This is a genomic window from Streptomyces sp. NPDC060027 (assembly GCF_042737005.1).
In the GTDB taxonomy this organism is placed as follows: Bacteria; Actinomycetota; Actinomycetes; order Streptomycetales; family Streptomycetaceae; genus Streptomyces.
In genome coordinates this window covers 1-12,457 of sequence record NZ_JBHWVI010000247.1, presented here as the reverse complement: position 1 = coordinate 12,457, position 12,457 = coordinate 1, and the positions used below count along the sequence as shown (strand labels likewise).

General features: G+C 73.1%; 2 protein-coding genes. Both read left to right on the top strand.

Annotation, left to right across the window (positions count from 1 at the left end; genetic code table 11):
- On the top strand, nucleotides 1–8,856 hold an 8,856-nt coding region (locus tag ACFWBT_RS36875; protein ID WP_385707434.1), incomplete at its 5' end, for a type I polyketide synthase.
- Nucleotides 8,857–8,902: 46 nt separating this feature from the next.
- Nucleotides 8,903–12,445: a type I polyketide synthase gene (locus ACFWBT_RS36870; RefSeq protein WP_385707432.1), complete on the top strand. Its 3,543-nt coding sequence runs from the start codon at nucleotides 8,903–8,905 to the stop codon at nucleotides 12,443–12,445.
- Nucleotides 12,446–12,457: the final 12 nt, after the last annotated feature.

Genomic DNA, 12,457 nt, shown 5'->3' with positions numbered 1-12,457 from the left:
GCCTACACCTTCGGACTCGAAGGGCCCGCCGTCACGATCGACACGGCGTGCTCGTCGTCCCTGGTCGCCCTGCACCTGGCCATCCAGTCGCTGCGGGGCGGCGAGAGCACGATGGCCGTCGCGGGCGGGGTGAACGTCATGGCCGTACCGGCCGCGTTCGTGGAGTTCAGCCGCCAGCGCGGGCTGGCCCCCGACGGACGGTGCAAGGCGTTCGGCGCCGGCGCCGACGGCACCGGCTGGGCGGAGGGCGTGGGCGTGGTGCTCGTGGAGCGCCTCTCCGACGCCCGCCGCAACGGGCACCAGGTGTTGGCGGTGGTACGGGGCAGCGCCGTGAACCAGGACGGGGCGTCCAACGGGCTGACCGCGCCGAACGGCCCGGCGCAGCAGCGGGTCATCCGCCAGGCCCTGGCCTCCGCCGGGCTCACCGAGGCCGACGTCGACGCGGTGGAGGCGCACGGCACGGGCACCGCTCTGGGTGACCCGATCGAGGCGCAGGCGCTGCTCGCCACGTACGGCCAGGAACGCCCGGAGAACCGGCCGCTGTGGCTCGGCTCGCTGAAGTCCAACATCGGTCACGCCCAGGCGGCGTCCGGCGTGGCCGGTGTGATCAAGATGGTGATGGCGATGCGCCACGGCGTCCTTCCGCGGACACTGCACGCCGATGAGCCGACGCCGCACGTGGACTGGTCGGCGGGCGCGGTGCGGCTGCTGACCGAGGCCGTCGGCTGGCCGGAGACGGACCGTCCGCGCCGTGCCGCGATCTCGTCCTTCGGTGTCAGCGGCACCAACGCCCACACCATCATCGAGCAGGCCCCGCCGGCCGAAGCGGCCGCCGTCGCACCGGTCGAGGTCGCCTCGCCGGCCGTACCGTGGGTCCTGTCCGGCAAGTCCGAGGCCGCGCTGCGCGCCCAGGCCGAGCGCCTGCTGTCCCTCACGGCCGACGGCGCCGAACCGTCCCTCACCGACGTCGGCTTCTCGCTGGCCACCACCCGGACCGCCCTGGAGCACCGCGCCGCCGTGGTCGGTGCCGACCACGGCCGGATCGCCGAGGGACTGCGGGCCCTGGCTTCGGGGGCGCCCGCTCCCGGCGTCGCTCTCGGCCGCGCCGGCGCCGGCCAGGTCGGGTTCCTGTTCTCCGGGCAGGGCTCGCAGCGCATCGGCATGGGGCGGGAACTGTACGAGGCGTTCCCGGTCTTCGCGGAGGCGTACGACGAGGTGTGCGCCCACCTCGACCGGCACCTCGACCGGCCACTGCGGGACGTGGCCTTCTGCGAGAACGGTCACGAGGACGGCGAGGAGCTGAACCGCACCGTCTTCACCCAGCCGGCGCTGTTCGCGCACGAGGTTGCCGTGCACCGCCTGCTCGGATCGTGGGGCGTGCGGCCGGACTTCCTGGCCGGGCACTCCGTGGGCGAGATCGCGGCCGCCCACGTGGCCGGGGCCCTGTCGCTGGAGGACGCGGCCGCACTGGTGACGGCTCGTGCCGCGCTGATGCAGGCCCTGCCCGACGGCGGGGCGATGATCGCCGTCCAGGCCACCGAGGACGAGGTGCTGCCGCAGCTCACCGACGACGCCGACATCGCGGCGGTCAACGGCCCGCAGTCCGTCGTGGTCTCCGGAGCCGAGGACGCAGTGGCCGCCGTCGCGGACCACTTCGCCCGGGAGGGCCGCAAGACCTCCCGGCTCACCGTGAGCCACGCGTTCCACTCGCCGCTGATGGACCCCGTGCTGGCGGACTTCGCCCGCGTCGTCGGCGGTCTGCGCTTCGAGACACCCCGGACACCGGTCGTCTCGAACCTCACCGGTGAGCTCATCGACGCGTACACACCGGACTACTGGGTCCGGCACGCCCGCGAGGCCGTGCGCTTCGCCGACGGCATCCGGACCCTGGCCGGGCTGGGCGTGACCACGTTCGTGGAGACCGGCCCCGGCGCGGTGCTCAGCGCCATGACCCTGGGCTGCCTGGACGGCGCGGTCACCGTTCCCTCCGCACGGTCCGGCAGCCCCGAACCCGAGGCGATCACCGGCGCCCTCGCGCAACTCCACGTGCACGGTGTTCCCGTCGACTGGCAGGCGTTCTTCGCCGGCCGCGGCGCCCGGCGCGCCGACCTGCCCACCTACGCCTTCCAGCACCGGCGGTACTGGCTGGAGACCACCACGCCCACGGCCGCCGCCGTCGCGGGGACCGACGCCGTGGAGGCCGGGTTCTGGGCGACGGTGGAGCGCGAGGACACCCAGTCCCTCGCCGCCACCCTCGACCTGCCCGCCGAGCAGTTGGACGCGGTGCTGCCCCGGCTGTCCGCGTGGCGGCGACAGCAGCGCCAGGAGTCCGCCGCGGAAGGCTGGTCCTACCGCACGGGCTGGAAACCGCTCAGCGGCCTCCGGGCGCACGAACTGCGGGGCGACTGGCTGTTCCTGGTCACCGAGGACACCGCGGACGCCGAGGCTGTCGAGTGGACCGCCGCCGTCGCCGACGGGCTCGCCGCCCGCGGGGCCCGGCTGGTCCGGGTGGCGGTCGACCCGGCCGCCGACCGCGGCGCACTGCTGCGGCAGCTCGGCGACGCCGTCCGGGAGACCACGGTCGACGGGGTGATCTCCCTGCTCGGCACCGACGAGCGTCCCCACACCGGACACCCGGCTCTCTCCGTCGGCATCGCGCTGTCCCTCGCGCTCGTCCAGGCCCTGGGCGACGCCGGCATCGACGCCCCGCTGTGGGCGCTGACCCGGTCCGCCATGTTCACCGGCCGTGCGGACACGGTGCCGAGCGCCACTCAGAACGCCGTCTGGGGCCTCGGCCGGGTCGCCGCGCTGGAGCACGCGCCGCGCTGGGGCGGTCTGATCGACCTCCCGGACACGGTCGACGACCGGGTCGCCGACCGCCTCGCCGCGGTGCTCGGCCAGTCGGTCGAGGAACAGTCGGCCGAGGACCAGATCGCGATCCGCGCCCGCGGCGTGTTCGGCCGCCGGCTGTCCCACACCGCCGCCCGCAGGAACACCCGGGCCGGGCAGCGGTGGTCGCCGCGCGGCACGGTGCTGATCACCGGTGGTACGGGAGCGCTGGGCGGGCACGTGGCCCGCTGGCTCGCCGGTGCCGGTGCCGAACACCTTGTGCTCACCAGCCGCCGCGGCCTCGACGCGCCGGGCGCGGCCGGTCTCCTCGCAGAGCTGGAGGCGACCGGTGTCCGGGTCACCGTCGCCGCGTGCGACGTCGCCGACCGTGAGGCGCTAGCCGCGCTGCTCGCCGAGCACCCGGTGAACGCCGTCGCCCACACGGCGGGCGTGGACCACCTGGAGCCGTTGGAGGCCATGACACCGGGCTCCTTCGCCGACGTGCTGTCCGCCAAGGCAGCCGGCGCCCTGCACCTCGACGCGCTCCTCGCCGACCGGGAACTCGACGCCTTCGTCCTCTTCTCATCCATCGCCGGCGTGTGGGGAAGCGGCCATCAGGCCGCCTACGCGGCGGCCAACGCCCTGCTCGACCGACTCGCCGAACGCCGCCGGGCCCAAGGCCTGCCGGCGACCGCCGTGGCCTGGGGCCCGTGGGCCGGCGGCGGCATGGCCGAAGCCGACGGCGCGGACGAACGACTGCGCCGCCGCGGCCTGATCCCGATGCCCGCCACGCTCGCTGTGGCCGGCCTCCGGCAGGCGCTGGAATCCGGCGAGGCGACCGCCACGGTGGCCGACGTCGACTGGGAGCGGTTCCTGCCCCCGTTCACCCTGGGCCGCCCGAGCGCCCTGCTCGGCGACCTCCCGGAGGCCGACCGGATCCTCACCGCGGGCAGCACCGCCGGCGGGCCCGGCACGGCCGCCGCCTCCCCCCTGGCCGACCGCCTCACCGGGATGCCCGAGACCGAGCAGCACGCGCTGCTGGTCGACCTCGTCCGCACACACGCGGCGGCCGTCCTCGGTCACGACAGCGCCGGCGAGGTCGAGGCCGACCGGGCCTTCAAGGACCTGGGCTTCGACTCCCTGACCGCCGTCGAACTGCGCAACAAGCTCAACGCCGAGAGCGGGCTCGCACTGCCGCCCACACTGGTCTTCGACCACCCCAACGCCCAGGCACTCGCCCGGCAGCTGCGCACCGAGCTCACCGGCCTCACCGTCGCGGCCTCACCGGAAGCCGCCGCCGCGCCCGCCGAGGACGACGACCCCATTGCGATCGTCGGCATGGCGTGCCGCTACCCGGGCCGGGTGCGTTCCCCCGAGGACCTGTGGCAGTTGGTGGTCTCCGGCGGCGACGCGGTCGGCGAGTTCCCGGCGGACCGCGGCTGGGACGTGGAGGACATCTACGACCCGGACCCGGACGCGTCCGGCAAGACGTACACGCGCCGCGGTGGATTCCTCTACGACGCGGGGGAGTTCGACCCGGGGTTCTTCGGGATCAGCCCACGTGAGGCCGTGGCGATGGATCCGCAGCAACGGCTGTTGCTGGAGACCACGTGGGAGACGTTCGAGCGCGCCGGCATCGACGCGGAGTCGGTGCGCGGCAGCCGTACAGGAGTCTTCGTCGGTTCCGGATACCAGGACTACGCCGCCCAGGCCTTCCACGCGATCGACGACTCCGAGGGCTTCTTCGGCACGGGCAACTCGGCGAGCATCATGTCCGGCCGTATCGCCTACACCCTCGGCCTGGAAGGACCGGCCGTCACGGTCGACACGGCCTGCTCGTCGTCGCTCGTGGCCCTGCACTGGGCGGTCCAGGCCCTCCGCAACGGCGAGTGCTCCATGGCGCTGGCCGGGGGCGTGATGGTCATGTCCACCCCGCGCGCGTTCGTGGAGTTCAGCCGCCAGCGCGGGCTGGCCCCCGACGGACGGTGCAAGCCGTTCGCCGCCGGGGCCGACGGCACCGGCTGGGCCGAGGGCGTCGGCATGCTCCTGGTGGAGCGGCTGTCCGACGCCCGCCGCAACGGGCACCAGGTGTTGGCGGTGGTTCGCGGCAGCGCTGTCAACCAGGACGGCGCATCCAATGGCCTGACAGCGCCGAACGGTCCCGCGCAGCAGCGGGTGATCCGGCAGGCACTCACCTCCGCGGGCCTCACCACCGCCGATGTCGACGCGGTGGAGGCGCACGGTACGGGCACGAGGCTGGGTGACCCGATCGAGGCGCAGGCGCTGCTTGCGACCTATGGCCAGGAGCGTGAACGGCCGCTCCTGCTCGGCTCGTTGAAGTCCAACATCGGTCACGCGCAGGCTGCCGCGGGTGTCGCCGGTGTGATCAAGATGGTGATGGCGATGCGCCACGGAGTGCTTCCGCAGACCCTGCACGTGGACGAGCCGACGCCGCATGTGGACTGGTCGGTCGGTGATGTCCGGTTGCTGACCGAGGCCGTCGACTGGCCCGAGTCGGACCGTCCGCGCCGTGCCGCGATCTCGTCCTTCGGTGTCAGCGGCACCAACGCCCACACCATCATCGAACAGGCCCCGCCGGCCCCGGCCGAAAAGGCCCCAGCCGTTCCCGCCCCGGCGCTCCTGCCGTGGGTGCTCTCCGCCAAGACCAGCGATGCTCTGCGCGACCAGGCACGACGACTGCTGGACTTCGTGGAGGACGGCACGTCACCGGCCGATGTCGGCTTCTCGCTGGCCACCACCCGGAGCACCCTGCGCCACAGGGCGGCCGTCATCGGCGAGAGCGGTGACGACTTCCGCCGCGGACTGGAACGCCTGGCAGCCGGAACGCCGTCGCCCGGAGTCGTCCAGGGCCGACCGGGAGGCAAGGTCGGTTTTCTGTTCTCGGGTCAGGGTTCGCAGCGGATCGGTATGGGGCGTGAGTTGTATGCGGCGTTCCCCGTCTTCGCCGATGCGTACGACGAGGTGTGTGCGCGTCTGGAGGCGCCGGTCGACGTCGATGCCGAGAGCCTGCATCGAACGGGGTGCGCTCAGCCCGCGCTTTTCGCGGTGGAGGTGGCGCTGTTTCGGCTGCTGGAGTCGTGGGGTGTGCGGCCGGATTACGTGGCTGGTCATTCGGTGGGTGAGATCGCCGCCGCGCATGTGGCCGGGGTGTTGTCGTTGGACGACGCCGTGAGGTTGGTGTCGGCGCGGGCGGCGTTGATGCAGGCGCTGCCCGCTGGTGGTGCGATGGTGGCGGTGCAGGCGACCGAGGACGAGGTGCTGCCGCATCTGACCGACGGCGTCGGGATCGCGGCGGTCAACGGCCCGCGGTCCGTGGTCGTTTCCGGTGCGGAGGACGCGGTTGCGGCGGTTACCGAGGTGTTCGCTGCACAGGGTCGTAGGACGTCCCGTCTGAAGGTCAGTCACGCGTTCCATTCGCCGTTGATGGATCCGATGCTGGAGGAGTTCGCGGAGGTCGTCAGTGGTCTGGCCTTCGACGAGCCGCGGATTCCGGTGGTTTCGAACCTCACCGGTCGCCTGGCCGAGGCGTACACCCCGGAGTACTGGGTGCGGCACGTGCGTGAGGCGGTGCGCTTCGCCGACGGCATCGACACTCTGGGTGATCTGGGTGTGAGCACGTTCGTGGAGATCGGTCCGGGCGGTGTGCTGAGCGGCATGGCGCAGGGCTGTGCGGACGACATCGTCACCGTTCCCGTGCTCCGGGCTGACCGTCCCGAGCGGCAGGCCGTCGTGACGGCGCTCGCCGAACTGCACGTGCACGGCGCCTCCTTGGACTGGCAGGCCCTCTTCCCCGGCGCTCACCGCGTTCCCCTGCCGACTTACGCCTTCCAGCACGAGCGGTACTGGGTCGACGCCCCGGAAACCGCTGCCGCCGCCCCGGCGGTGGATCCGGTGGACGCGGAGTTCTGGGAGACCGTCGAGCGCGAGGACCTGCAGTCCCTCGCCGAGACGCTCGACATCGGGGCAGGGGACGCGTTCAGCGACGTGCTGCCGCGGCTGTCGTCGTGGCGGCGGCAGCGCAAGGAGCAGTCCACCGTGGACGGCTGGCGCTACGGCGTCACCTGGAAAGCGATACCCGATCCCTCCCCTGAGGACCCTGCCCGGAACGGCATATGGCTGGTTCCGGTCAGCGCCGCCCAGCTCGGCGACGACTGGGTCGCCGTCTGCCTCCGCGCGCTGGCCGAGCGGGGCCTGGCCCCGCTGCCGGTCCCGGTCGAGCCGGCCACCGGCCGTGAGGACCTGACCGCGCAACTCGCCCGAGCGGCCGGGGACGAGACCGTGGCGGGCGTCCTGTCGCTGCTCGCCGTAGACGGCGAGGCCGCCCCGCAGGCCGCCGCGATGCCCGTCGGTGTCACGCTCTCCGTGCTGCTCGTCCAGGCCCTGGGCGACACGGGCATCGGCGCCCCGCTGTGGTGCGCGACCCGGAACGCGGTGGGCGTGAACTCCGCCGACGAGGCGGCGGACCCGTACCAGTCCCTGGTCTGGGGTCTGGGCAGGGTGGCGGCGCTGGAGCACTCGCGGCGCTGGGGCGGTCTCGTCGACCTTCCCGGCGCGGTCGACGACCGGGTCGCCGGCCGCCTCGTCGCGGTGCTCGGCCAGTCGGCTGAGGACCAGGTCGCGATCCGCGACCACGGGGTGTTCGCACGGCGCCTGTCGCGTCTGCCCGCAGCCCGGAGCGACCGTTCGTGGTCGCCGCGCGGCACGGTGCTGATCACCGGTGGTACGGGTGCGCTGGGCGGGCACGTGGCCCGCTGGCTCGCCGGTGCCGGTGCGGAGCACCTGGTGCTCACCGGCCGCCGCGGCGCCGACGCGCCCGGCGCCACCCGCCTCAAGGGCGAACTGGAGGAGCTGGGAGCGCGCGTCACCCTCGCCGTGTGCGATGTCGCCGACCGCGACGCGGTGGCGGCGCTGCTCGCCGAGCACCCGGTGAACGCCGTCGTCCACACGGCCGGCACCGCCGAGGCGGGCATGCTCGCCGAGACGAGCCTCGGCGACTTCGCGGCGACGGTCGCCGCGAAGGCCGTGGGGGCCGCGCACCTCCACGAACTGCTCGGCGATCAGGAGCTGGACGCCTTCGTCCTCTTCTCCTCCGTCTCCGGTGTGTGGGGAGGCGGCGGGCAGGCCGCGTATTCGGCCGCGAACGCCTTCCTCGACGGCCTGGCGCAGCACCGGCGGGCCCGGGGCCTCACCGCGACCGCGATCGCCTGGGGCCCGTGGGGCGAGGGAGGCATGGTCGCCGACGCCGGGGACGAGGAGCGGCTGCGACAGCGCGGCCTGACCGTGCTGCGGCCGGACCGGGCTGTCTCCGCGCTGCACGGTGCGCTGAGCGGCGGGGACGGCACGGTCACCGTGGCCGACGTGGACTGGGAGCGGTTCGTCGTCCCGTTCACCGTCGGCAGGCCGAGCGCGCTGCTGAGCGACCTGCCCGAGGTCAGGGACGCCCTCGCGGAGGAGCCCGCCGAGCAGACCGCGGAGCCGTCCGCGCTCAGGGCGAAGCTGTCCACGCTGTCCGAAGGCGAACAGCAACGCCTGCTCGTGGACACGGTGTGCGCGCACGCGGCGGCGGTACTGGGCCACAGCGGATCCGCGGCGGTGGAACCGGACCTGGCGTTCCGGGACCTCGGCTTCGACTCCCTGACCGCGGTGGAGCTGCGCAACCTGCTCACTGCCGACACCGGCCTGACCCTGCCCGCGACGCTGGTCTTCGACCACCCGACGCCCGAGGCGATCGCCCGCCACCTGCGGAGCGAACTCACCGGCGAGACGGGCCCGGAGGAGGTGTCGGTCTTCAGCGAGCTCGACCGGCTGGAGTCGGTGATCTCGACGGCCGCCTCGGCCGAGGAGACGGTCCGGTCGGGGGTGCGGAGGCGGCTGCAGGAACTGCTGTCCCTGGTGAATTCCGCCGGAGAGCAAGGCGCGGAATCCGCCGACGCGCAGCGACAGCTCCAGGACGCGACGATCGACGACATCTTCGATCTGATCGATCAAGATCTAGAAATTTCCTAGTTCTTGGCGCTCTACCTTTAACGACAGCCGAGGACGGATGAGGCGGATGAGCAGCAACGAAGACAGGCTTCTCGAGTATCTCAAGCGCGTCACCGGAGACCTTCGTCAGGCCCGGGAGCGCCTTCGCGAGGTCGAGGAGAAGGACCAGGAACCCATCGCGATCGTCGGCATGGCGTGCCGGTATCCGGGAGGGGTGCGCTCGCCCGAGGACCTGTGGCAGTTGGTGGCCGCCGGTGGTGACGCGGTCGGCGGGTTCCCGGCGGACCGGGGCTGGGACGTGGAGGACATCTACGACCCGGACCCGGAGGCGACGGGGAAGACGTACGCGCAGCACGGCGGATTCCTGTACGACGCGGGGGAGTTCGACCCGGAGTTCTTCGGGATCAGCCCGCGTGAGGCCGTGGCGATGGATCCGCAGCAACGGCTGTTGCTGGAGACCACGTGGGAGGCGTTCGAGCGCGCCGGTATCGACGCGGAGTCGGTGCGCGGCAGCCGTACCGGAGTCTTCGTCGGCTCCGGCTACCAGGACTACGTCAACCTCCTGGTCGGGGTGGGGGGCGAGTCCGACGGCCATCTCGGGACCGGCAACTCCGCCAGTGTGATGTCCGGTCGCATCGCCTACACCTTCGGCCTGGAGGGCCCGGCGGTCACCGTCGACACGGCGTGCTCGTCGTCGCTGGTGGCGCTGCACTGGGCGATCCAGGCGCTGCGCAACGGCGAGTGCTCCATGGCGCTGGCCGGCGGCGTGCAGGTGATGACCACGCCTACCGCGTTCGTGGAGTTCAGCCGCCAGCGCGGGCTGGCCCCCGACGGCCGGTGCAAGCCGTTCGCCGCCGGGGCCGACGGCACCGGCTGGGCCGAGGGCGTCGGCCTGCTCCTGGTGGAGCGGCTGTCCGACGCCCGCCGCAACGGGCACCAGGTGCTGGCCGTCGTCCGTGGCAGCGCCGTCAACCAGGACGGTGCGTCCAACGGTCTGACCGCGCCGAACGGCCCCGCGCAGCAGCGGGTGATCCGCCAGGCGCTGGCATCGTCCGGCCTGTCTCCCGCCCAGATCGACGTCGTCGAGGCGCACGGCACGGGCACGACGCTGGGCGATCCCATCGAGGCACAGGCACTGCTCGGCACGTACGGCCGGGAGCGGCCGGAGGACCGGCCGCTGTGGCTGGGCTCGCTCAAGTCCAACATCGGCCACGCGCAGGCGGCCGCGGGCGTCGGCGGCATCATCAAAATGGTCATGGCCATGCGCCACGGAGTGCTTCCGCGGACCCTGCACGTGGACGAGCCGACGCCGCACGTGGACTGGTCGGCGGGCGCGGTACGGCTGCTCACCGAGGCCGTCCAGTGGCCGGAGACCGATCACCCGCGCCGTGCTGCCGTGTCGTCCTTCGGCGTCAGCGGCACCAACGCCCACACCATCATCGAGCAGGCCCCGCCGGCCCAGGACGAGGAGCCCGCGGGGGTTCCCGCCGACGGCCCCCTGGCGTGGGTGCTCTCGGCCAGGAGCGACGCGGCGCTGCGGGCCCAGGCGGCCCGGCTGCTGCCCTTGGTACGGGGCGAGGTCCGGCCCCAGGACGTCGGACTGTCGCTGGCCACGACTCGCGCGGCCATGCGTCACCGGGCCGCGGTCGTGGGGAGGAACCGTGAGGAACTGCTCCTCGGGCTGGCGGACCTGGCCGCCGGGACCCCTTCGTCCCGTGTGCTGCTGGGGCGCCCGGCCGGCGGCAGGACCGGCTTCCTCTTCTCCGGGCAGGGATCGCAGCGCATCGGTATGGGGCGCGAACTGTACGCGGCGTTCCCCGCCTTCGCCGCGGCCTACGACGAGGTGTGCGCGCACCTGGACGCCCCCGTCGACGTCGATGCCGAAACGCTTCACCGGACCGGGTGCACCCAGCCCGCCCTCTTCGCGGTCGAGGTGGCCTTGTTCCGGCTCCTCGAATCCTTGGGCGTCCGGCCCGACTTCGTCGCCGGCCACTCCGTGGGCGAGATCGCCGCCGCGCACGTGGCCGGTGCGTTGTCCCTCGACGACGCGGCGAAACTGGTGTCCGCGCGTGCCGCACTGATGCAGGCACTGCCCGCGGGCGGCGCGATGGTCGCCGTGCAGGCCACCGAAGAGGAAGTCCTGCCCCACCTCACCGACGGGGTGAGCATCGCCGCGGTCAACGGCCCCTCGTCGGTTGTGGTTTCCGGTGTCGAGACGGCGGTCCTGGCGATTACCGCGGGCTTCGCCGAGCAGGGCCGTAAGACGTCCCGGCTGAAAGTCAGTCACGCGTTCCACTCGCCGCTGATGGACCCGATGCTGGAGGATTTCGCCGAGGTCGTCCGTGGCCTGGCCTTCGAGCAGCCGCAGCTCCCCGTCGTCTCCAACCTCACGGGTCAGCCTGTCGAGGCTTACACCCCCGAGTACTGGGTCCGGCACGTGCGCGAGACCGTCCGCTTCGCCGACAGCGTCCGCACCCTGCACGACCTGGGCGTGAAGACCTTCATCGAGATCGGTCCGGGCGGTGTCCTGAGCGGCATGGCGCAGGGCTGTGCGGACGACATCGTCACCGTTCCCGTGCTCCGGGCCGACCGTCCCGAGCGGCAGGCCGTCGTGACGGCGCTGGCCCATCTGCACACGCACGGCGTGTCCGTGGACTGGAGCTCGTTCTTCGCCGGTGCGCGGAAGACCGACCTGCCGACCTATGCCTTCCAGCACGAGCGGTACTGGGTCGACGCCCCGGAAACCGCTGCCGCCGCCCCGGCGGTGGATCCGGTGGACGCGGAGTTCTGGGAGACCGTCGAGCGCGAGGACCTGCAGTCCCTCACCGAGACGCTCGACATCGGGGCAGGGGACGCGTTCAGCGACGTGCTGCCGAGGCTGTCGTCGTGGCGGCGGCAGCGCAAGGAGCAGTCCACCGTGGACGGCCGGCGCTACCGCGAGTCGTGGAAGCGCCTGGGCGAGCCCGCGTCGGCCGGCATCGGCGGCACCTGGCTGTTCGCCGTGCCGGAGGAGGAGAACGAGCAGACCGCCGCGGTCCGCACCGCGTTCACCGCCCGCGGCGCCACTCTGAAGACACTGGTCGTCGGCGCTGCGAGCGACCGCGCCGGTCTGGCCGGGGAACTGGCCGGGATCGGACCGGTCGACGGCGTGCTGTCCCTGCTCGTCACCGGCGACCCCGTGCTGCCCACCCTGCTGCTCGTCCAGGCCCTGGGCGACGCGTGCGTCGACGCCCCGCTGTGGTGCCTCACCTCGGGCGCGGTGGCCGTGAGCGGCTCCGACGCCGTACGCGACGCCCGGCACGCCCAGGTCTGGGGCCTGGGCCGCACCGTCGCCCTGGAGCTGCCCCGGCGCTGGGGCGGCCTGATCGACCTGCCGGAGTCCGTCGACGACCAGGCCGCCGCACGCCTGGCCGACGTGCTGGGACAGGCGCTGACGGGCCGGTGGGAGGAGGACCAGCTCGCCGTCCGTTCCTCCGGCGTCTTCGCCCGGCGGCTCGCCCACGCACCGGCACGGGCGGCCACCCGCCGCTGGCAGCCCCGCGGCACCGTCCTCATCACCGGTGGTACGGGTGCGCTGGGTTTAAAATTAGACAGCTGGCTGGCGAGGTGAGGATGTTTTATC